This window comes from Janibacter zhaoxuefangae, from assembly GCF_050271985.1.
Classification (GTDB): Bacteria; Actinomycetota; Actinomycetes; order Actinomycetales; family Dermatophilaceae.
This window is the reverse complement of record NZ_CP189849.1, coordinates 2,490,118-2,511,689: the sequence shown is the minus strand read 5'-3', so window position 1 is coordinate 2,511,689 and position 21,572 is coordinate 2,490,118. Positions and strand designations below refer to the sequence as shown.

At 70.9% G+C, this 21,572-nt stretch carries 21 protein-coding genes; 10 read left to right on the top strand and 11 right to left on the bottom strand.

Annotated features, from left to right (window positions below; translation table 11 throughout):
* Positions 1-71: 71 nt before the first annotated feature.
* Together ACQBAS_RS11805 and ACQBAS_RS11800 are read right to left on the bottom strand one after the other, a co-directional pair.
* Positions 72-2,243 (bottom strand): glycosyltransferase family 4 protein, encoded by a 2,172-nt coding sequence (locus tag ACQBAS_RS11805; RefSeq protein ID WP_427384000.1) that lies wholly within the window; start codon positions 2,241-2,243, stop codon positions 72-74.
* A gap of 81 nt (positions 2,244-2,324) precedes the next feature.
* Positions 2,325-4,244 (bottom strand): glycosyltransferase, encoded by a 1,920-nt coding sequence (locus ACQBAS_RS11800; RefSeq protein WP_427383999.1) that lies wholly within the window; start codon positions 4,242-4,244, stop codon positions 2,325-2,327.
* 100 nt (positions 4,245-4,344) lie between these two features.
* Here ACQBAS_RS11800 and ACQBAS_RS11795 point away from each other — a divergent pair, with 100 nt between their 5' ends.
* The 3 genes from ACQBAS_RS11795 to ACQBAS_RS11785 all read left to right on the top strand — a co-directional run bounded on the left by ACQBAS_RS11795 (position 4,345) and on the right by ACQBAS_RS11785 (position 7,647).
* Positions 4,345-5,958 (top strand): serine/threonine-protein kinase, encoded by a 1,614-nt coding sequence (locus ACQBAS_RS11795; RefSeq protein WP_427383998.1) that lies wholly within the window; start codon positions 4,345-4,347, stop codon positions 5,956-5,958.
* Positions 5,955-6,968 (top strand): glucose-6-phosphate dehydrogenase (coenzyme-F420), encoded by a 1,014-nt coding sequence (gene fgd / locus ACQBAS_RS11790; protein ID WP_427383997.1) that lies wholly within the window; start codon positions 5,955-5,957, stop codon positions 6,966-6,968. Before ACQBAS_RS11795 ends, fgd begins: the two co-directional genes overlap by 4 nt.
* 121 nt (positions 6,969-7,089) lie before the next feature.
* Positions 7,090-7,647, top strand: coding sequence for an isochorismatase family protein (locus tag ACQBAS_RS11785; RefSeq protein WP_427383996.1), 558 nt, complete (start codon positions 7,090-7,092; stop codon positions 7,645-7,647).
* 14 nt (positions 7,648-7,661) lie between these two features.
* Here the strand turns inward: ACQBAS_RS11785 and ACQBAS_RS11780 are convergent, their stop codons facing one another.
* The 5 genes from ACQBAS_RS11780 to arsB form a co-directional block, all read right to left on the bottom strand.
* Entirely contained in the window at positions 7,662-9,140 is a 1,479-nt protein-coding gene (locus tag ACQBAS_RS11780; protein ID WP_427383995.1) for a DUF222 domain-containing protein, read from the bottom strand.
* Between the two features lie 93 nt (positions 9,141-9,233).
* Positions 9,234-9,578 carry a hypothetical protein gene (locus tag ACQBAS_RS11775; RefSeq protein WP_427383994.1) on the bottom strand — a complete coding sequence of 115 codons (345 nt, stop codon included), beginning with the start codon at positions 9,576-9,578 and terminating at the stop codon, positions 9,234-9,236.
* A gap of 76 nt (positions 9,579-9,654) precedes the next feature.
* Complete coding sequence (locus ACQBAS_RS11770; RefSeq protein ID WP_427383993.1) at positions 9,655-10,089, bottom strand: arsenate reductase ArsC; 435 nt, start codon at positions 10,087-10,089, stop codon at positions 9,655-9,657.
* A 23-nt stretch (positions 10,090-10,112) separates the two neighbouring features.
* Positions 10,113-10,745 (bottom strand): low molecular weight phosphatase family protein, encoded by a 633-nt coding sequence (locus tag ACQBAS_RS11765; protein WP_427383992.1) that lies wholly within the window; start codon positions 10,743-10,745, stop codon positions 10,113-10,115.
* Between the two features lie 41 nt (positions 10,746-10,786).
* Entirely contained in the window at positions 10,787-11,770 is a 984-nt protein-coding gene (gene arsB / locus ACQBAS_RS11760; RefSeq protein ID WP_427385638.1) for an ACR3 family arsenite efflux transporter, read from the bottom strand.
* A 159-nt stretch (positions 11,771-11,929) separates the two neighbouring features.
* On the opposite strand from arsB, the gene ACQBAS_RS11755 reads away from it, so the two are divergent.
* Positions 11,930-12,616 carry a helix-turn-helix domain-containing protein gene (locus ACQBAS_RS11755; protein ID WP_427383991.1) on the top strand — a complete coding sequence of 229 codons (687 nt, stop codon included), beginning with the start codon at positions 11,930-11,932 and terminating at the stop codon, positions 12,614-12,616.
* Positions 12,617-12,672: 56 nt separating this feature from the next.
* A complete protein-coding gene (locus ACQBAS_RS11750) occupies positions 12,673-13,815 on the top strand; it encodes a GNAT family N-acetyltransferase (protein ID WP_427383989.1) in 1,143 nt (380 codons plus the stop codon).
* 54 nt (positions 13,816-13,869) lie between these two features.
* Here ACQBAS_RS11750 and ACQBAS_RS11745 read toward each other — a convergent pair whose 3' ends face one another.
* Positions 13,870-14,889, bottom strand: a complete 1,020-nt coding sequence (locus ACQBAS_RS11745) for a 1-aminocyclopropane-1-carboxylate deaminase (protein WP_427383988.1) — start codon at positions 14,887-14,889, stop codon at positions 13,870-13,872.
* A gap of 32 nt (positions 14,890-14,921) precedes the next feature.
* Positions 14,922-15,608, bottom strand: a complete 687-nt coding sequence (locus ACQBAS_RS11740) for a GntR family transcriptional regulator (RefSeq protein ID WP_427383987.1) — start codon at positions 15,606-15,608, stop codon at positions 14,922-14,924.
* A gap of 457 nt (positions 15,609-16,065) precedes the next feature.
* On the opposite strand from ACQBAS_RS11740, the gene ACQBAS_RS11735 reads away from it, so the two are divergent.
* From ACQBAS_RS11735 to ACQBAS_RS11715, 5 genes are all read left to right on the top strand, one after another.
* Complete coding sequence (locus ACQBAS_RS11735; protein WP_427383986.1) at positions 16,066-16,269, top strand: helix-turn-helix domain-containing protein; 204 nt, start codon at positions 16,066-16,068, stop codon at positions 16,267-16,269.
* A complete protein-coding gene (locus tag ACQBAS_RS11730; protein WP_427383985.1) occupies positions 16,266-17,492 on the top strand; it encodes a tyrosine-type recombinase/integrase in 1,227 nt (408 codons plus the stop codon). The genes ACQBAS_RS11735 and ACQBAS_RS11730 overlap by 4 nt, the downstream gene beginning before the upstream one ends.
* Positions 17,493-17,774: 282 nt before the next feature.
* Positions 17,775-18,188 carry an ArsR/SmtB family transcription factor gene (locus ACQBAS_RS11725; protein WP_424473968.1) on the top strand — a complete coding sequence of 138 codons (414 nt, stop codon included), beginning with the start codon at positions 17,775-17,777 and terminating at the stop codon, positions 18,186-18,188.
* Positions 18,185-19,087, top strand: a complete 903-nt coding sequence (locus ACQBAS_RS11720; protein WP_427383984.1) for a cation diffusion facilitator family transporter — start codon at positions 18,185-18,187, stop codon at positions 19,085-19,087. The genes ACQBAS_RS11725 and ACQBAS_RS11720 overlap by 4 nt, the downstream gene beginning before the upstream one ends.
* Positions 19,088-19,107: 20 nt before the next feature.
* Entirely contained in the window at positions 19,108-19,782 is a 675-nt protein-coding gene (locus ACQBAS_RS11715) for a cation transporter (protein ID WP_427385637.1), read from the top strand.
* A gap of 48 nt (positions 19,783-19,830) precedes the next feature.
* Here the strand turns inward: ACQBAS_RS11715 and ACQBAS_RS11710 are convergent, their stop codons facing one another.
* Together ACQBAS_RS11710 and ACQBAS_RS11705 are read right to left on the bottom strand one after the other, a co-directional pair.
* On the bottom strand, positions 19,831-21,315 hold the full coding sequence (locus tag ACQBAS_RS11710; protein ID WP_427383983.1) for a multicopper oxidase family protein: 1,485 nt from the start codon (positions 21,313-21,315) through the stop codon (positions 19,831-19,833).
* A complete protein-coding gene (locus ACQBAS_RS11705) occupies positions 21,305-21,529 on the bottom strand; it encodes an SHOCT domain-containing protein (protein WP_427383982.1) in 225 nt (74 codons plus the stop codon). The genes ACQBAS_RS11710 and ACQBAS_RS11705 overlap by 11 nt, the downstream gene beginning before the upstream one ends.
* Positions 21,530-21,572: the final 43 nt, after the last annotated feature.

Sequence of the window (21,572 nt, the reverse complement as noted above, 5' to 3'; positions counted from 1 at the left end):
GACGAAGGGGGCCGAGCCAGCTGGCTCGGCCCCCTTCGTCATGTCCGGGGCCACCGGCGGAGGGGCGCCCGTCAGCCCTGCGGCAGCACCCGCTCGTAGGCCTCGTCGACGATGCGGCAGATGTCGCTCCAGTCGCGCTCGGCGAGCACCCACTCGCGCGCCTGCCGACCCATCCGCTCGCGCAGCTCCGGGTCCTCGAGGTAGGCGGTGATCTTCGCCGCGAGGTCCGTGGCGTCGCCCTTGCGGAAGAGCAGCCCGCGCACGTCGCCCTCGACGATCTCGGCCAGCGCAGCGACGTCCGAGGAGATGACCGCCTTGCCCATGGCCATGGATTCGAAGGGCTTGATCGGCGAGATGAGCTCGCAGACCGGCAGCGGCAGGCGGGGGAAGGGGGTGACCTGGAAGATCGACAGGTAGCGCGCCACCTCGCTGTGCGGCACGCGGCCGGTGAACTGGACGACGTCGAGGACGTCGAGGTCGCGGGCCAGCTTGTGGAGGGTGGCCTCGTAGTGGCCGTCGCCGACGATGATGACGGCGAAGTCCTGCCGCTGCTTCTTGATCTGCGCGGCGGCGTGCAGGAGCAGGTCGAGGCCTTCATAGTCGACGAGCCCACCGGCGTAGCCGACGATCATCTTGCCCTCGAGGCCGAGCTCGCGGATGAGGTCCTGGTCCGGCTCACGGGGCTCGAACTGGGAGGTGTGGACGCCGTTCGGCAGGACGACAAGGCGCTCGGCGGGGGCGCCGCGCTCGATCATCTCGCCGCGCAGGGCCTCGGTGATGACGAAGGTGAGGTCTGCCTGCTGCGCGATGTGCAGCTCGAGGCCCGTCATGTAGCGATACGCCGACGTCGACCCGAACTTGGGGTCGCGGCTGATCTTCATGAGGTCTTCGAGGCCGCGCATCTCGTAGACGAAGGGGATGCCGAGCTTGCGTGCCGCGCGCAGACCCGCGAGGCCGTTGTTCTGGAAGCTCGACGCGTGGATGAGGCTCGCGCCGTGCTTGACCGCCTCGTCGAGGATGCGCTCGGAGAAGCGCTCGATGTAGGCGGCCAGCGGGGTGTTGTCGTAGACCCGCTCGCCGGGCTCGAGCAGGCGCGTGTAGGTGACCCCGTCGACGACGTCGAAGGGGTCGACCTCCTCGGTGCTGCGCGTGGGCCAGCGGTCGTAGGGGAAGCCGAGGCGGGTCACGGCGGTCATGTCCCAGCCGAGGTTGCGCAGGCCCGTGAGGACGCCGTGCGAACGGGTGGCGTAGCCGCCGGAGCGGTGGGGGAGCGACTGGGCCAGGACGGACAGGACGGCGCGGGGACGGCGCTCGTGCGTGGCCTCGGCGGCCTCGTCGATCGGCCACCCCGTGCGGGCGATGTGCACCTGATCGCGGGCGCGGTTGTAGAGGTCGCGGGCGGCCGGCTGCTTGGAGTGGGTCTCCATCAGGCGGGCGGCGAGCGTGGCGGCCGCCTCGAGGCGGCCGGCCTTGAGGGTCCGCTGCGCCGCCGCGAGGATCGTCTTCGGCGGCATCTGGGCGATGACCTCGTTGGTCTGGTGCCGGTAGACGTCGGCGAGTTCGTCGAACGCGCGGTGCTCGGGCAGGACGCGCGTCGCGGCGCGCAGCCCCGCCACGTCCCGTCGGCCGGCGGCGATCGCCGCGGCGACGATCGCGTCGTCGTCTCCCGCGTTGCGGATGTGGGTCTCCGTCTCGAGGACCGCGAGCGTCGTCTCGTTCTTGTCGACCTTCCACGTGCGGGCGTTCGCGACGAACCGGTCGACGAGTGCGCGGTCCGGGCTGCGGAAGGCGGCGATGAGGCCGTTGGCCTGCCCCTCGGTGCGCGGCACGGCCTTGGTCGCCTTGAGCAGGAGCGCGTCGTGCTCCTCGGTCAGGGCGAGGCGGTCCGCGGCGCGCAGGGCGACGACGAGGGCCTCGACGCTCGGCTTCGGGCCGGCGGCCGCCTTCGAGGCGTACTCCCACGCGCGGTCCTGCTCGTCGACGGCCGCGAAGGCCTCGGCGATGAGGGCGTTGCCGTCGTCGCCCAGTTGGTCGGCGGGGATGCGGCTGAGGAGGCGGATGGCCTGGTCGGGCTGCTGCGTCTCGCGCAGGAGCGAGCGGGCCTGGGCGAGGACGGCCCGCTGGCCGACCCGTCCGCCCTGGCCGGGCAGGGCCGCGACCGAGTCGAGGGGGACCGTGCGGATGACCTTGAGCGCGGCGCGCTTGCCCTTGGCCTTGACGGTCTGCTTGTTCACGGGGGGCATGGGGACCTTTCGTGGGGGTACTGCTGTGCGGGCGGGAAGCCGGTCGGGGTTGACGTCAGACGGGTGGATCAGACGGGTGGGTCAGACGGAGACGTGCTCGCGCGGGTCGCCGTAGAAGAGGAGCTGGCCGGTCGCGGTCATGAAGGTCGAGTCCGTGACGGTCCACGTGTGGGCCAGGCGGTCGGTGCCGCGAATGGACACGAAGTTGTAGCGATCGCCGGAGTAGATGCGCACGCCCTCCTGGGCGCTGCGGTCGAGAATGTCGGAGTCGACGGCGCGGGGGATGTCGCTGAACCGCACCGACCGGGCGACGTCCCCGTCGAAGAGCATCGAGCCGCCCTGGATCCGCCGCTCGTAGCGGTGCTCGGAGTCGAAGTAGCGCATGACGACGGCGCCGGTGGAGCGGAGCCAGACGTAGTGGGCCCACTTCCCGACGATGCCGGCGTCGGTGTACGAGAAGCTGTCGACGAGGTCGGACAGGTAGTGGACGCCGTAGAAGTTGTCGTCGTCCATCTTGGCGATGTACCGCCCGTCGGCGGCGTCGACGCCGAGGTTCATGCACGCGCCGAGGGTGAGCGACCGGTCGGCGTGGACGATCTGGACACGCTCGACGCCGGCCTCCCGGGCGCGGGCGATGAGGGCCTGGTCGTCGGTCTCGAGCCCGTGCAGGACGAGGACGAGTTCGGTGTCGGTGTGGCTCTGACGCCCGATGTTGGCGAAGACGTTGTCGAGCTCGTGCTCGCGGTTCGTCGGGACGACGGCGGAGATGCTGCGATCGGCGGTCGGCACGGTCCGACCGACCGACTCCAGCACGGCCCGGGCGCGATGCCCGGCGGTGTGGTCGGCGAGGACGGCGCGCTGGAGGCGGAGCCCCTCGCGGCGGACGAGTTCGTCCTGCTGCAGGCGGGCCCGCAGCTCGCTGCGGAGGTCCTTCTCGTCCTCGACCCGCGGAACGAGCTCATCGACGGAGGCGGGCAGCGCGCGCCCGAGTCCGGACGTGCCGACGAGCGGCGTCTGGGCCACGGCAGCGGCCAGGCTCGTCCAGGGCGCACCCGGCGCCGAGTCCCCGAGGTCGAGCAGGACGCGGGTGTCGGCGAGCGCGCCAGCGATCTCGTGCCACGCGCCGGAGGCGACCTGACGGTCGGTGAGCAGGCGGGGGGCCGTCACTCGCGCGTCGGGGCCGTCGACGCGGATGACGGGGGTCTCGGCGGCGGTCAACTTCGAGAGGGCCGGGGCGATGACGTCGCGGAGGTGGGTGTCGTCGGGGCGAGAGTCGAGGCCGTCGATGATCGTCAGGGCGGTGGGTGCCCGGCGGCCGGTGGTGGCGTCCTCCCGGTCGAGTCCGCTCAGGCGGGGCTGCGCGGCCGGCTCCCACAGGGCAACGGGCGCCGTGGTGTGGGTGGTGGCCTCGTCGACGAGGGCGGGGGTGACGGCGCCGACCGAGCTGACCCGGGACAGCCAGGCGGCCTCGGGCACCGGGCCGGACGTGACCCACACGGCCACCGGGACGCTCGCCTCGGCCGCGGCGTCGACGAGCGTCTCGAGGTCGGGCGCGGTCCAGCCGGGGACCTCGCCGCCGGCGAGTTCCACCAGGACGAGGTCGGTCGACGCGAGCGAAGGTCGCCACGCGGCGGAGTCGAGTGTGCTCTGCTGCCACTCGGGGGCAAGCACGGCGCGAAGGCGGGGGCTGAGGGCCACGAGGGCCCGGACGTCCAGGGCCGGCGCGGTCACGGGTTCGGGCAGTGGCCGGGCTGCCGGGCTTGCCTGTGCTGACGGCGCATCGGGTGTCGTCGTGGCCGCCTGGGTGCCGGACACCGGCTGTGCCCCCGATTCCACCGGCTGTGCCCCCGATGTCGCCGGGGCCCCCTTCGCCCCCTGGGTGCCCGGCGTGGACTGGTCGCCCGCGGGCCCGTCAGCGGCCCCGCTGACCCGGCGTCGGCCAGCGGCTGCGAGGCGTCGGGCCAGGGTCGTCATCGAGGGGGGCGGCGTGGGGGTGTTCACGTCGGCCGATTCTTCCACGTCAGGTACTCGTGTGCCCGGACCGCACCCGGACCGGCCCCGTCATGGCGTTCGGTCAGCGGTCTGGGAGAGGATGGGCACCATGGAGCAGCGCACGCTGGCAGGGCGGTATGTCCTCGAGGAGATCCTCGGGCGGGGCGGCATGGGCACGGTGTGGCGCGCGCGGGACACCCGCCTGGACCGTGAGGTGGCCGTCAAGATCGTCGAGCTGCACGGCGACGACCCGACCATGGCGGAGCGCTTCAACCGTGAAGCCATGGTCACGGCCAGCCTGTCGCACTCGACGATCGTGACCGTCCACGACTTCGGCGTCGAGGGCACGACCGGCTACCTCGTCATGGCGCTCATCGCCGATCCGACGCTGGCGCAGGTCATCCGGGACCGCGGCCCGCTGGGGGTGGAGGAGACGATCTCGCTCGCGACGTCCGTCGCCTCGGCTCTGCGCGTGGCCCACACGCGCGGCGTCATCCACCGGGACATCAAGCCGTCCAACATCACGCTCGGCCCGGCCGGTCGCGTGACGGTGCTCGACTTCGGCATCACCCGTGTCGTCGACGAATCCGGTCCCAGCGAGCTCACCGCGACCCAGACCGTCGTCGGGTCGCCCGAATACATTTCGCCCGAACATGCCCAGAGCCAGGCCGTCGACGCCCGTTCGGATCTCTACTCGCTCGGATGCGTCATCTGGTACGCGCTCGTGGGGCGTGCGCCGTTCTCCGAAGGCACGTCGATGGCGACACTGCTGGCGCACGTCCAGCGCCCGGCCCCGTGGCTCGGTGACGAACGCCCGGACGCCCCGCACTGGCTCAGCGACCTCGTGGCGGACCTCCTCGAGAAGGACCCGGCGCTGCGGCCCTCCAGCGCGCAGGAACTGATCGAGCGCCTGCGCGCCGGCGCGGCTGGTGCCCCGGCGAGCCGGCATTCGGCCGGCGATGACCCGAACGCCACTCGCGTCGTTCCGGGGCTGGCCGGCGCCGCCGGCGCCGCCGGTGGCGCGGCGACTGCTGGCGCCGGTGGCGCGGCGACTGCTGGCGCCGGAACCGATGCTGCTTCCGGCGCCGCCGGGACTCACGGCCGGGCGGTCACCTCGTCGGCGCCGCTCGGCGCCCAGGACGGCGCCGCCACGGGCCGGTACCCGGTCACGCCGCGACCGGCGACCGACCCTGCCGACCGCCGCTCACTCGTCCCCGTCGTCCTGCTGATCGTGCTAGCCCTCGCGCTCCTCGCCTGGGCCGCAACCCAGTTCCTGAGCGACGGAGGCAACCGCGAGCTCGTCCCCGGCGGCACGTCGTCGACGACCTCGACGACCCAGCCGTCGACGACGACCTCGACGACCCAGCCTTCGACGACCAGTAGTTCGACGTCCACCACGGCGCCGAGCACCACGACGACGACGAGCACGACGACGGCGACGGAGACCCGGACCGAGACGACGACGACCCAGCCCTCGACGTCGTCGCCGACGACGAGCGCACCGACGACCACGTCGACCACGTCCACGCCGCCCGCGACGACGACCACGGAACCGTCGGCCTCCTCGTCCGTGGCCGAGCAGACGACCCAGTCCGCGCCCTCGCCCGCCCCGGACGGCGCGACCGACACGATCCCCGGCGGCGCGTCGTCCGGCGGGGCTACGTCCGGCGGGGCCGCCGCCGACCTCGCGTCGGACGCGGGCCAGGCAGGTCGGACACCGTGACGGACCGGGCGCCCCTGCGGATCGGCTACAAGGCCTCGGCGGAACAGTTCGGGCCCCGCGACCTCGTGGACTTCGCCGTCCGCGCGGAGGACCTCGGCCTCGACAGCATCAGCGTGAGTGATCACTTCCTTCCCTGGCGGATGGAGGGCGGGCACGCCCCCTTCTCGTTGTCGGTGTTGGCCGCCATGGGCGAGCGGACCACCCGCGTCCAGCTCGGCACGAGCGTCCTGACGCCGACGTTCCGATACAACCCCGCCGTGGTCGCGCAGGCCTTCGCGACGCTGTCCCTGTTGACGGAGGGGCGGGTCTTCCTCGGGGTGGGGACAGGCGAAGCCCTCAATGAAACGGCCGTCACGGGAGCGGTTTGGCCAGAGTTCAAGGAGCGGTTCGGGCGGTTGCGCGAGGCAGTTCGGTTGATCCGTGCGCTCTGGACCGAGGAGTCCGTGACCCGCGAAGGTGAGTACTACACGGTCCGCGACGCGGCCATCTTCGACCGCCCGGAGCACCCGGTGCCGGTCTATGTCGCGGCGGGTGGGCCGGTCGTGGCGAAGTACGCGGGGCGGGTGGGGGACGGGTTCATCTGCACGAGCGGGAAGGGGATGGACCTCTACACCGACAAGCTTCTCCCGGCCGTCGTCGAAGGTGCTGAGGCAGGCGGGCGCGACCCGGACCGCATCGACCGGATGATCGAGATCAAGGTCTCCTACGACCGGGACGCCGACGCCGCGTTGCAGAACTGTCGGTTCTGGTCCCCGCTGTCACTGACGCCCGAGCAGAAGCACAGCGTGGACTCCCCGGCCGAGATGGAGCGGCTGGCGGACGCGCTGCCGATCGAGGACGTCGCGAAACGGTGGATCGTCGCGTCGAACCCCGACGACGCCGTGGCGCAGATCCGCCCGTACGTCGAGGCCGGTTTCGATCACCTCGTGGTGCACGGGCCGGGCGCCGACCAGGAACGCTTCCTGACGCAGTTCACCGCGGACGTCGTGCCGCTGCTGCGAGACCTCTGAGTGCATGACGCGCCCAGGCGTCAGGTTGCGACGGTGGTGGGCGAGGTTGGTCGTTGTCCCCGCGGGCACCTACGGTGACGGTGTGTGGGGAGACGCCCCGCGACCGAGCCATGGAGCGTTGATGACCACCTTGGAGAACCGTCCGAACACGGCACTGCTCATCATCGACATGCAGCGGGGTGTCATCGACGGCCATCCGACGCGGGACGAGACCGTTGCGAAGGTGGAGGGCTTGGTCGACAAGGCGCGGGCCTTGGACGTGCCCGTCGTGTGGGTGCAGCACTCCTCCGACCACCTGGCGAAGGGGAGCGAGTCCTGGGAGTACGCGCCGGAGCTGACCGCGACCGAGAACGAGCCGGTTGTCCACAAGCTCTACGGTGACGCCTTCGAGGCCACGGACCTCGAGGCGGTGCTGGCCGACCGCGGTGTCGGGCGTGTGGTGGTCGCCGGGGCACAGACGGACGCGTGCGTGCGCTCGACGCTTCACGGCGCGTTCGTGCGGGGTTACGACACGACGCTCGTGGCGGACGCCCACATGACGTGTGACCTCACGGAGTACGGCGCCCCGTCTCCGGCGCTGGTGGTCGCCCACACGAACCTCTACTGGGAGAACCAGTCCGCTCCGGGACGTACGGCTGCCGTGGTGAAGGCGGACGAGGTCGACTTCGGCCACGCCTGAGCCGCGCGGCCCCGTCACTCCAGACTTCGCCGGAACCTGATCCGGACGCGGTGATCCTCGCGGATCACGGTGTGTGTCGTGTCGTTGCGGTCGATGGCGCGGTGATGATGTCCGCACAGGGGAACCGCGTTCGCGAGATTGGTCCTCCCGCCATCGATCCACGCCGTGAGGTGGTGGACCTCGCACCACGCGAACGGTCGGTCACATCCGTCGGCCGCGCACTCGGTGTACGTCGCGCTCAGCGCCACCCGCTGCGAGGTCGTGAAGCATCGTCGCTCGCGCCCCAGATCGAGGGGAATCGAGTCGCCGTCCAGGATGACCGGCATGGCCCCCGCGCCACAGGCGGATCGGCGGAGTTCACCGGCTGACACCGCGTCGGCGTGATCCGTGTGACCGACCGCCGCCCGCTTGCCCCGCAGGACGTCCAGGTCCGTCGTGACGAGGATGGTGGCGGCGACCTTGTCGTGCAGGTGGTCGGTGGGGATGCGTTGGAGCAGCTCCGCGAAGGCGACGCCGCGACGGCGTCGCCAGTCGAGCTGGTCTCCCTTCCAATCCACCGTCTCGCGACCGTCGGCCGCGTCCGGCAGGGCGCGACCGCTCGCGTCGGTGTGGCGCCGGGGCGCGGTCATCGCGTCGATCACCTTCTTGAGCGTGATCCCGGCCAGCCAGGGGACCGTGAAGGCCCCGCTCATCGTCCCGTCGTGATTGTCCCTGGCCCAGAACGTCGCGTTCTCCCATGCGCGCTCCTCCTCCGACGCGACGAGAGCTTCCTCGTGGGCGTCGACGACGGCGGGGTCGGGCTCCACCTGGTCGAGGACCCGCCTCGCCAGGCGCCGGAGCTGGGCCGGCGAACGGTTCACCGCCAGCCGAAGCAACTCGGCCTCGCACGTCGCCCGCTGGCCGGCGTCGATGGAGTCGGGAAGGTCGCGCAGGGCGCCGACGATCACCTTCGCGTGGCTGAGGGAGATCTCGCCCCGGTCGAAGGCGTGGCCGGTCAGGCCCCGACCCGCGACACCTGACTCGCCCACGCCACTGACCAGCGGCAGCCCACTGTTGACGGACTGGGGCCCGCCCCCTTCACCTGCCCGTGGTCCGCCTCCGGCGGGGCAGTCCTCACCCAGAGCGAGGGCCGTCGCAGCGTCGCCCGCCGCGGTGGCCCGGTTGGTCATCGTCTGTCGGGCCACCCATGCACCGGTGTCGGCGAACCCTGTGCGCTCCGGCAACCGAGAACGCTCCGCCGCCGCGATGACGCGCAACCGGGCGGCCTCGGTCCGGCGAGTCAGCCGTTCGAGCTCGCGCAGGGTTTCGCGCTGGTCGGCGGCGTTCATCCCGGCACCAGCCTCGACGGCGAGCGCGGCCAAGATCCCGTCGACGGCCGCATGGCCCCTGGCGATCGCCGTGCGCAATCCGGTGCCCGCACCCATCGCCGACGGGCTCGCCGCAGCCGCCATCGCCACGCCATCTGGGGCGGGAAACAGGGCGGCTGTGCTCATGTCCACACTCTTCCAGCCACCACTGACAGCGCTGGCTCGGCGACGCCTGCCCGCGCATCGGCAGACTCGGCGGCTCCCTCGCCGCCGCGTCCGTCAGAGGTTCAGGAACCGGTCCAGCACGGCGGGGCCCGCCACCAACACCAGGAGGACGCCGTGGATGAGGATGGCGATCAGGGCGAGGAACTCCTTCGCGTCACGGCGTCGGGCAGCGATGGCCATGCCCAATCCGACGAGCAGCGGCCAGATCCAGAGCAGGGTGAGCGCGATCCACGGCACCCACGCCTCGACGTAGACGACCTCGCCGTTCTGCGTCTCCAACCCGAGCGCCTCGCCCAACGGGCCGCTGAAGGCGATGTACGCCGCCGTCCACACCGCGAAGGCCGCGAGCATCCACAACGACATCCGTGCCAAGCGCCGGGCCGGGGAGTTGGTGCTCATGGTTTCTCCAAGCTCCGTGAGCGGGCGGTGAAGGTCGCCGTCCTGCGCCCTTCCATCCTCTCAGGCGGCCCACCCTTCAGCGGGCGAGTTCGACCGATTCCACCCCGAGCTCACCGAGGAGCGCGACGACCCGCCCGCGGATCTCGTCGCGGATCGGCCGGACCGCCTCGACGCCCTGGCCGGCGGGGTCCTCGAGCACCCAGTCCTCGTAGCGCTTGCCGGGGAAGATCGGGCAGGTGTCGCCGCAGCCCATGGTGATGACGACATCGGAGGCCTTGACGGCGTCCACGGTGAGGATCTTGGGCACCTCGGCCGAGATGTCGATGCACTCTTCGAGCATGGCGTCACGCACGGCCGGGTTGATCGAGTCGGCCGGAGCAGAGCCGGCGGAGAGCACCTCGACGGCGCCGCCGGAGAGGTGGTGGGTGTAGGCGGCGGCCATCTGGGAGCGGCCGGCGTTGTGGATGCAGACGTAGAGGACGGACGGACGAGCGGTGGCGTCAGTGGTCATGGGGGTGCCTTTCGTGGGGGCGGTCAGGGTCGGTCGAGGATCTCGCGGAGCAGGGTCGTGACGCGGGCCTGGATGTCGTCGCGGATCTCGCGGACGGCGTCGACGGGCTGACCTGCGGGGTCGCGCACGTCCCAGTCCTCGTAGCGCTTGCCGGGGAAGATCGGGCACGCGTCGCCGCACCCCATCGTGACGATCACGTCGGCGGCGCGGACGACGCTGTCGGAGAGCGGCTTCGGGTAGGCGGTGTGGAGGCTGATGCCGCGTTCCTGCAGGACCTGGACGACGGTGGGGTTGATCTCGTTGGTCGGCGCGGAGCCGGCCGATCGGACGTGGACGCGTCGGGCGGAGAGGTGCTCGGCGAGGGCGGCGGCCATCTGGGAGCGGCCGGCGTTGTGGACGCAGACGAAGAGGATCTCGGGGACGCTCTTGGAGACGTGGCCCTCGGCCTGCGCGGCCGACATGAGCTGCTCCTTCGCCTGTCGGGCGACGAGGACCGGCAGGTGTGTCGTGACGGTGGCGACCGACTCGAGGGTGGCTCGGGCCGACGCGACGGCGCTGGCGATGCTGTCGGGGGAGAAGACCCCTTCGTAGGAGTAGGTGAGGTCCTTGACGATGGCGTCGTAGGGATCGGTCTGGTCGAGCGAGCTGGTGGTCACGGCGGGCTCCTGAGGGTTGTGGGAGAGGGGCGAGGGCGGACTCACGCAGCCCGGTGCGGGAACCGGTTGCGCAGCGCGAGGCTGACGTAGACGAGGCCGACGAGCACGGGCACCTCGATGAGGGGCCCGACAACCCCGGCGAGGGCCTGGCCGGAGGTGACTCCGAAGGTCGCGATGGCGACGGCGATGGCGAGCTCGAAGTTGTTGCCCGCGGCGGTGAAAGCGAGCGTCGTCGTCCGCTCGTAGCTCATCCCCAGGGCCTTCCCGAGGAGGTACCCTCCGCCCCACATGAGGGCGAAGTAGGCCAGTAGCGGCACGGCGATCCGGGCGACGTCCAGCGGCTTGCTGGTGATCTGGTCGCCCTGGAGGGCGAAGAGCAGGACGATCGTGAACAGCAGTCCGTAGAGGGCCCACGGGCCGATCCGCGGCAGGAAGGACTCCTCGTACGCCGTGCGGCCCCACTTCTTCTCGCCGAGGCGTCGGGACAGGTAGCCGAGCAGCAGGGGCAGTCCGAGGAAGATCAGCACCGACTTCGCGATCTGCCAGGCGGAGATGTCGAGGTCGGCCTGGTCGAGTCCGAGCCACCCCGGGAGCACGGAGAGGTAGAACCAGCCAAGGGCCGCGAAGGCGATCACCTGGAAGATCGAGTTGATGGCCACGAGGACGGCGGCGGCCTCGCGGTCGCCGCAGGCGAGGTCGTTCCAGATGATGACCATGGCGATGCAGCGGGCCAGCCCGACGATGATCAGCCCCGTGCGGTACTCGGGCAGGTCGGGCAGGAAGATCCAGGCGAGGGCGAACATCAGCGCGGGCCCGATGACCCAGTTGAGCAGCAGCGACGACCCGAGCAGGCGTCGGTCCGCGGTCACGCTGTCGAGTCGGTCGTACCGGACCTTGGCCAGGACGGGGTACATCATGACGAGCAGGCCGATCGCGATCGGCAGTGAGATCCCGTCGATCTCGACGGCACTCAGTGCCTCGTCGAGGCCGGGCACGGCGCGTCCGAGGATGAGCCCGACGATCATGGCGAGGCCAATCCACACCGGCAGGAACCGGTCGAGGGTGGAGAGCTTGGCGACGGAGCCGGCGTGGTCCTCACCGGGGCGGACGTCTGAGTGGGATGGGGAGTGAGTGGTCACGTCGAGATCTTGACAGGCCCAATTGTCTCAGTCAATATTGAGGCAATGAACGTTGAGCAAACACCCGAGGGCCAGTCGTTGGAGCGGCGCGCGGCGACGCACGCCGCCCTCGGTGACCCCACGCGGCTGCGCATCGTCGACGTTCTGGCGGTCGGGGACGTGTCCGCGTCCGAGCTCGGCAGCGCGCTCGAGGTCCCGTCGAACCTGCTCGCTCACCACCTCAGGACGCTCGAGGCCGCCGGTCTCGTCGTTCGGCGCAGGTCCGAAGGGGATGCCCGCCGTTCGTACCTCTCGCTCGTTCGCGAGGCGCTGCCGGCGGATGTCGCCGGGGTTGGTCTCCCTGTGCCCGGACGGGTCCTCTTCGTCTGCACGGCCAACACGGCGCGCTCGCACTTGGCTGCGGCGCTCTGGCGCCGCGAGAGCCGCATCGAAGCCGGTTCGGCGGGCACGCACCCGGGCGAGCGGATCCACCCGGGCGCCGTCGAGACGGCGCAGCGCCATGCGCTGCCGCTGCGTCGCACCCGCCCCCGCCTGCTCGACGACGAGCTGCGCGAAGGGGATCACGTCATCACGGTCTGCGACCGCGCCCACGAGGAGCTTGCCGGCCACGGCTGGACGCACTGGTCGATCCCCGACCCGGTCGCCGTCGGTTCGCAGTCGGCCTTCGACGCCGCCTGCGACGAACTGGCCCCGCGCATCGCGAGCCTTGCGGCGCACCTTCGCAGCGCCTGACTCGCCCGCCACGTCACGCCCAGCCACCCTCCTGGCTCGGGCCTAGGGTTTTGCGCATGGACCAGCGGATCAGCTTCGTCACCCTCGCCGTCGCCGACCTCTCGGCCGCCCGCAGCTTCTACCTCGACGGCCTCGGATGGCGGGCCGAGCTCGAGGTCCCGGACGAGGTCATCATGATCCGGGTCGGTGAGCACCTCATGCTGTCGCTCTGGGATCAGCGGGCCTTCGAGGGGGAGGTCGGTGCCGTCCGTGAGGGGCCGGGCATCGCTCCGATCACCCTCGCCCACAACGTCCCCACACGTGACGTGGTCGATGCCGTCCTCGATCTCGCCCGCCGGGCGGGCGCCACCGTCGTCTCGGACGGACAGGCCCGGGACTGGGGCGGCTACACCGGCTACTTCGCCGATCCCGACGGGTTCCGCTGGGAGGTCGCCCACAACCCCGGGCCGATCGGCCAGGCGCTCCTGCCGAGCTCCGTGCGCGACGGCGTGCGCGTCAACGACCACCGGCAGTCGGTCGGGGCGGAGGTTGTGGGCTGGACGCCTCCGCCCTTCCCCCACGTCGTGGCCATGGCCGGTCGCCACTGCACGCTCGAGGCGCTCGCGGTCGAGCACGCGGACGAACTACGTCCCGAGATCGCCGGCGAGGAGCACGACGCCCTGTGGACGTACCTCAAGGAGGAGCCGCCCCTTGACGCCGAAGCGTTGCGGGAGCACGTCCTGCGCCGCATCGCCGACGCGACGGCGGAGGTCGTCATCCGTGATGCTGCGGGAGTGGCCTGTGGGCTCGCCAGCCTGATGCGGGTCGATCTGGTGAACGGCACGGTCGAGGTCGGCAACATCATTCTCGGACCCAGGCTCCAACGCACCACTGCGGCGACCGAGGCGATGTCCCTGCTGGCTCGCCACGTCTTCGACCTCGGTTTCCGTCGTTTCGAGTGGAAGTGCGACTCGCTCAACGCCCCCTCGCGGCGCGCCGCCGAGCGGCTCGGGTTCACCTACGAGGGCACGTTCCGCAGACACGTCGTGACGAAGGGGAGGTCACGCGACACCGCGTGGTTCGCCATGACCGTCGAGGACTGGCCACGGATCCGCGCCGCCCACGATGCCTGGCTCGACCCCGCGAACCATGTCGCAGGGGTTCAACAGCGTCGGCTGGCGGATCTGCTCGCCGCGTCGTGGGGCGTGGAGCAGCCCTGAGTCGAGGGCCAGCGGCCTGGCCCAGCCCCCTTCCGCCGTGTGGATTCTCCCGCTTCAGTCGAAGGCGCCGGCATAGGCGTTGAGCGCAGGCTGGCCGCCGAGGTGGGCGTAGAGGACCGTGGAGTCCTTGGGGATGTCTCCGGAGGTGACCAGGTCGATGAGGCCGGCCATCGACTTCCCTTCGTACACGGGGTCGGTGATCATTCCTTCGAGGCTGGCGGCCAGTCGGATCGCCTCGATGGTCGAGTCCACGGGCACGCCGTACTCGTCGCCCGCCCACCCCTCGAGCACGGTGATCTCGTCGTCGCGCAGGTCTCGGCCGAGGCCGATGAGTTCGGCGGTGTTGCGGGCGATCCTGGCGACCTGGTCCGTCGTCTTCTCCAGGGTCGCCGAGGCGTCGATCCCGATGACGCGGCGCGGCCGACCACCGGCCTCCTCCAGAGCGGCGAAGCCCGCGATCATGCCGGCGTGGGTCGAGCCGGTGACCGTGCAGACGACGATGGTGTCGAAGAAGACGCCGAGCTCCTCCTCCTGGGCGGCCACCTCATCGGCCCAGTTCGCGAAGCCGAGACCACCGAACTTGTGCTCCGAGGCGCCGGCCGGAATCGGGTACGGCTTGCCGCCGCCGCGCTCGACCTCGTCGATGGTCTGCTGCCAGGACTGCCGGAGGCCGATGTCGAAGCCGGCCGGGTCGAGGCGTGCGTCCGCCCCCATGAGGCGGGAGAGCAAGATGTTGCCGACCCGGTCGTTGCCCGGGTCCTCCCAGTCGACCCAGCGCTCCTGGACCAGGCGCACCTTGAGGCCGAGTTTCGCGCCGACGGCAGCGACCTGGCGGGTGTGGTTCGACTGGTATCCGCCGATCGACACCAGCGTGTCGGCGCCGGAGGCGAGCACGTCCGGGACGATGTACTCGAGCTTGCGGGTCTTGTTGCCCCCGAACGCCAGGCCGGAGTTGACGTCCTCACGCTTGGCCCACACCTGTGCACCACCGAGGTGGGCGGTGAGCCGGTCCAGCCGGTGGACCGGGCTGGGGCCGAAGGTCAGGGGGTAGCGCTCGAAGTCGGCGATGGACATGGGTGGCTCCTTCGTTCAGGGGGGTTGACCGGTCAGCCGGCTTGGCTGTCGGCGGCGGCGTCGACCAGGTCGACGAGAGGAAGCAGGGCTTGCCAGTTCTCGCGCGCAGCGCGGCCCGCCGCGTCGGCGTCACCGGCCTCGCAGAGGGTGATGATCTGTTCGTGAAGGGCCACCGATCCCCGACCGTCGAGGCTCGAGAAGCGGATCCGCTCGAGCCGCCGGAGCAGAGGCGTGACCTGCTCGAGCACCGTTACGGTGACCGGGTTCGCGCTCGCGGTGACCGTGACGGCGTGGAAGTCGTCGTCGGCGCCGAGGGCGGCCTCGGCGTTGCGCGCGTTCAGGGCTTCGGTGAAGCGCTGGTTGGCCTCGCGCATGGCACGCAGGTCGCTCGCGGTGAGGCTCGGGACTGCTTCCCGGACGGCCAGCTCATGCAGTGCGGCGGCGACGGACTGCGCGGCGCGGGCCTCGCGCACGTCGAGCGGGCTGACTCGGGTGTAGCTGCCGGGCTTGGACTGGACCAGTCCTGCCCGCTCCAGCCGCCCGATCGCCTCGCGGATCGGCGTGCGACTCACGCCGAGCCAGCGGCCGAGCTCAGCGTCGTTGAGCCGCTCGCCGGGCGCGAAGGTGCCGTCGATGATGCCGGTGCGCAGCGCCAGATACGCGTCGTCGCGCAGGAGGGAGCGAGGGAGGGCGCGATCGGACTCCGCGGGGATTGGCATGCAATATATTGCGCTCGGAAGTCTGGTGACGTCAAGGGTTCGACCGCACGTTCTCATCCGGCACCCGCGCCAACCCACCCGCACGAACAACGACGCCGCAAGCCAGATCACTGGCTTGCGGCGTCGGGTGTTGTGGTGGCCAGGGACGGGGTCGAACCGTCGACCTTCCGATTTTCAGTTCGAGACGGGCTGTCCCAGAACGTTTTTGGGAGCACGTTTCGTGCTCACGGCCTCCTCGAATCGTGCGATCGCATCGGGTTCTGTCCGGTGTGCGGTTAGCAAAGTGTTAGCAGCGGGGTGGGGCTGGGCTGTCGTACCGCCTGAGCCCGGCTCCGTGCGGTGGACACGAAACCACGGAAGGCCCGGTGTCCACAAGAGCCCCGTCGGACGCTTTCGGATGACAGCCAGCCCGCACCCGATCACGGCATCGCGGGCCTCACGAGGGAAGGGGAACACCATGGAAACCAAGATGCTCTACACGCTGACCGACGTCGCCACGGCGTTGAGCGTGGGCCGCAGCAAGGTCTACGAGCTGGTCCGGTCCGGGGCGTTGCCCTCGGTGCGGATCGGCGGGTCGCGTCGGGTCCGCGGGGAGGATCTCGCGACCTACGTCGACTCCCTGCAGCGAGTGCCGGCTGCTCCGTTGGCGGGTGCCCGATGAGCAGCGCCCGCCAGGGTGGTGCGGCGCCGAAGCTGCGTAACGGGGTGATCCGGCGCGGGAACAGCTGGTCGTACGTGATCCGGGTGACCGACAGCGCCGGGGTGAGCAAGCCCCGGTGGGTGGGTGGGTTTCCCACCGAGGCCGCGGCCAAGCGGGCCCGGGACGAGGCGCGGATCGCCGCCGGCCGGGGCGAGTTCGTCGACCGCAGCATGCTGACCGTGGGGGAGTACCTGGACCGGTGGCTGCTGGCGCACGCGTTGGAGGTCAAACCGCGTACCCGGGCCGGGTACGAGCACCTCATCAACACGTATGTGGCGCCGCGGATCGGGCGGGTCCGGTTGCAGGCGCTGCGCCCGGCCGATCTGAGCACCCTGTACCGGCAGCTCATGGAGTCCGGCGGGAGGGGCGGCAAGCCGCTGTCAGCGCGGAGCGTGGAGTACGTGCACGCGGTGCTGCGCAAGGCGTTCGCCGACGCGGTCCGCAACGACCAGATCCTCACGACCAACCCGGCCGAGCGGGCCAAACGGCCCCGCAAGGAGCAGGCTGCCGCGGTCGTCATGTGGACCGCGGACGACCTGGCCTCCTTCCTGGCCACGACCACGGGGCACCGGCTGCACGGCTACTTCCGCCTCGCCGCGTACACCGGCGCCCGGCGCGGGGAGCTGATGAACCTGCGCTGGGCCGACGTCCACCTCGGCGACGAGCACGGCCAGGGCGCGTTCGTGCGGCTGCGGGGGACCGTGTCGGTCATCAACGGGGTGCGGGTCGAGGGCAGCACCAAGGGCGGGCGCGAACGCACCGTCAGCATCGACGCCGGCACCGTCGCGGTGCTGACCGAGCACCGCAGTCGCCAGGAGACCGAACGTGACCTCGCCGGGGCGTTGTGGGCGGGCGGGGACCACGTCTTCCGCCGCGAGCTCGGCGAACCGCTGTTCCCCGACACCCCCACCGCACTGATGGCCAAGCTCCAACGCCAGCACAACACCGCCGCCGCCAAGGCCGGCAGACCAGGCCTGCCGGTGATCCGGCTGCACGACCTGCGCCACCTGCACGCCACCATGCTCCTCAAAGCCGGCGTCCCGGTCCACGTCGTCGCCGCGAGGCTCGGACACGCCGACCCCGCCATCACCCTGCGCGTCTACGCGCACGTCCTGGACGACCAAGCCAGCGGTGCCGCCGCCACTTTCGAGAATCTCGTCAAGGGTCCTGCCAAACTCCCATAGGGCGACAGCGTCCTCTATCTGGAGCGACCGGATGCCGCGATCACTAGACGCGGCATCCCCATGGATGGCGTCCGCGGCGTCGTGCGAATGAGGGCTCACGGCGTGGGAGGCCTGGCCCACAGGCTTCCGTGGTCGTGGTCGACTTGACCGATGCGTGCCGACGGCATCGGGCCTGCGGGGACAAGGACCAGAGGTCTCTGTCGATGGCGACGCCAAGTTGACACAGGCGCGGCCGAGGAACACAGTTATATCTGTTCATATATTCAGATGAAGGAGGCGTTGATGGCGACCGTCCTGGGGCTCGACGGGTGCGCGGTGGAGTGCGTGCACCCGGACAAGGTGCGACTGGTCACCGAGAACGCGCCGCGCCCCGAGGAGATCGCGGTCGTGGCCAGCGTCTTCAAGCTGCTGGGCGACCCGACCCGGGCCAAGCTCCTCTACGCCCTGTTGGAGGCCGGGGAGCTGTGCGTGTGTGACCTGGCCGCGGCGACCGGGACGACGGAGACGACCGTCAGCCAGGCGCTGCGCCTGTTGCGGGCTGCATCCGTGGTCACCGGCCGCCGGGAGGGACGCAACGTGTACTACCGCCTGTCCGACGCGCACGTGCGGATGCTGCTCGACGTCACCCGCGAGCACACCGTGCACGACCCGGGTGCAGGCGCAGGCGTTGACCGTTCGGGGGAGGGTCCCGCGTGAGCGGCAACCACGGGCACGGTGGCGGGCACGCCGGTGGCCGGCACCGGTGGCGCCTGGCGGTGGCGTTCGCCCTCGTCGGAGGGTTCTTCGGGGTGGAGCTGGTCGCGGGGCTGCTCTCGCAGTCGCTGGCGCTGCTCTCTGACGCCGGGCACATGGCCGCCGACGTGGTGACCTTGGGTGCGGCGCTGGTCGCGACCCGGATCGCGACCCGCCCGGACAGCACCGGGCGCCGCACCTTCGGCTCCTACCGGGCGGAGGTGTTCGCCTCCGGCCTGGCCGTCCTGCTCATGATTGGCGTCGCGCTCTACATCGGCGTGGAGGCGGTCAGCCGCATCGGCACCGAAGCCGAGGTCGCCTCCGGCACGATGCTGGTCGTCGGCACTATCGGACTGGTCATCAACGTCATCTGCATCTTCCTGCTGCGTGGCGGGGCCGGGGAGAGCCTGAACGTCAAGGGCGCCTACCTCGAGGTCATTGCCGACACCCTGGGCTCGGTGGGCGTCATCGTCGCCGCGCTGCTGGTGTCCGCGACCGGAGCGGCGGTCTGGGACACCCTGATCGCCCTGGCCATCGCCGCCTTCGTCCTCGTGCGCGCGGTCATGCTCGGCCGGGAGGTCCTGGCCGTGCTCGGCCAGCACGCCCCGGCCGGTATCGAACCCACACAGATGCTGACCGCCCTGGAGAACGTGGATGGCGTCTCCGGAGTCCACGACCTGCACGTGTGGACCCTGACCTCGGGCATGGACGTCGCCACCGCGCACCTGGTCACCGAGGCCGGCGACCCCGAACAGGTCCTCGCCGCAGCGCGCACCGTCCTGCACGACCAGTTCGCCATCGCGCACGCCACACTGCAGGTGGAGACCACCCGCGACCGCCAGTGCTCCGGGGTGGACTGGTGACCGGGTCCGCCCGCCCACAGATGGCGTCACCGACCGTCTCGGACCGTCGAGCCCAACTCGCCGTCCGCGCGCAGCTCCTGGCCGGGGCCTCGGTGGCCTACAACCTCATCGAAGCCGTGCTGGCAATAACCTGGGGTAAGGCAGCGGACTCGGCCGCGCTGGTCGGCTTCGGTCTGGACTCCACCGTGGAGGTCGCCTCCGGGCTGGTCATCCTCTGGCAGTTCCGCCACCGGGTGCCCGAGTCGCGCGAGCACACCGCCCGCCGCCTCATCGCGGTGTCGTTCTTCGCCCTGGCCGCGTACGTCACGGTCGACTCCCTGACGGCACTGGCCACCGGGCAGCGACCAGACGCATCTGCGCTCGGCATCGCACTGGCCGCGACGTCGCTGGCAGTGATGCCCTTGCTGTCCTGGGCTCAGCGCCGCACCGGACGCGAGCTCGGGTCCGGCTCCGTCGTGGCCGACTCCACCCAGACCCTGTTGTGCACCTACCTGTCCGCCGTGCTGCTCCTCGGCCTGCTCGCCAACGCTCTCATGGGCTGGTGGTGGCTCGACGCCGTCGCCGCGCTCGTCATCGCCGCGGTAGCGGTCCGCGAAGGCCTGGAGAACTGGCGCGGTGAAGACTGCTGCGCCCCCGTGGTTCTGGCACCGCGCACCACACAGGACACGTGCACGAAGCCCGATTGCGGCTGCTGAGCCAGCCGCGACCTTGCCTGCAGCCAGATCGTCGGCCCGGTCGTTGGTTCAGGGTGTCGCGTCGATGATGCCCATCATTCCTTGGTCCTCGTGGTCGAGGACGTGGCAGTGGTAGACGGTGCGACCGGCAAAGTCCGCGAAGCGGATCCGAACCGTCACCTGACCGCGGGCGGGGACGATGACGACGTCGCGCCAGTCCGGGCGCCCCGTCGGGTCCATGTCGGCGGCGGCCACGACCTGCATCGGCCACACGTGCAGGTGGAAGGGGTGATCCATCGGTGAGGTGTTGGCGATGGTCCACTCCTCGACGGCGCCGAGCGTGACGGTCTGGTCGACACGTTCGGGGTCGAACTCCCGGCCGTCGAAGCCGAATGTCATGCCCCCGCCGCCTCCCATGCCCATGCCCATCGTGAAGGTGATGGTCCGCCGACCCGCCAGTGTCTCGCCGCGTAGGTCGGCGGGCGCAGGGAAGGGTGGACCGCCGAGCGTGGACCGTGAAGTGGAACCCGCGGGGGCGCTGGGGTGCGCGACCTGGACCGTGGCGAGGGCGGTCTCCGCTGAGGTCTCGGATGCGCCGCCGTCCATCATGCCCATGCCGCCGCGGTCATGGGCGAGGGTTCGTAGGGTGAAGGTGCCGGCTTCCAGCGGCTGCATGAGCAGGTCGACGCGGTTGCCCGGGGCGAGGACGACGGTGTCCCGCTCGTGGGGCTCCCCGAGGGCCTGACCGTCATATCCCAGGAACCCCCAGGTGTGCTTGTCCAGGGCCAGCTCGAGGAACCTGGAGGTGCAGGCGTTGACGACGCGCCACCGTTGCGGTGAGCCGGAGGTGACGTCGATGCGCGGGCGCAGCTGACCGTTGATGAGGACCAGTTCGCCCTCCCGTCCCGCCATCACCTGTCGTCGGCTGACCGCGGCGACCTCTCCGTCGTCGGTCAGCGTGGTGTCGCTGACCACCAGCACCCGATCCTGCGCCGTCCCCGCGTCCACCGGCTCGGCGACGAGCAGGGCCCCGAACAGTCCGCCGAACATCTGGTCGGCCACGGTGCCGTGGTGGTGCGGGTGGTACCAGAACGTCCCGGTCGGGTGGTCGGACGGGATGATGTACTCGTAGCGCGCGCTGGCACCGGGCTCGACCATGCGGAAGACGTTGTCGCTGTTGCCTTCTGGCGACACATGAAGGCCATGGGTGTGGAGGTTCGTGGTGTCGTCGAGGTTGTTCGCCAAGGTCACGCGCAGGACGTCCCCCGGAGAGACACGAAGGGTCGGGCCCGGGCTCGTTCCGTTGTAGCCCAGGGCCCGGGTGCGCCGCCCGGCCATCACGACCCCGGATGCTGCCGTCAGGTCCACGTCCAGGACTCCGTCACGGCTGGACAGGACCAGGGGTTCGCGAAGGCGTTCGTCCGCCTGCGGGTCCAGGGCGGAGGTCTCGGGTGGGATCAGTGACCTCCACGTGCCCACTGCGCCCACGACAGCCGTGGCCGCACCGAGCGTCGCGATCTGCAGCGCGCGGCGACGGTCGATCTCAGTGCTCATCCAGCACGCGCATCCGTTCGCGATACTCCTGCTCGGTGATCTCCCCGCGGGCGAAGCGCTCCTGCAGGATCAGGCGGGCACTCCCCGTTCCCACCGAGGCGTGACCGGGGTTGGCCCGGTACGCACGGATCAGGGCCCACACGACGATGACGAGCCCAAGGACCAGGACCAGGGGCCATACCCAGGCAACTCCCATGCCGTGGCCGTCCGTCACGTCAACCAGCTCTGAGTGCGTGGACGCCGGATGGTCCCGTAGG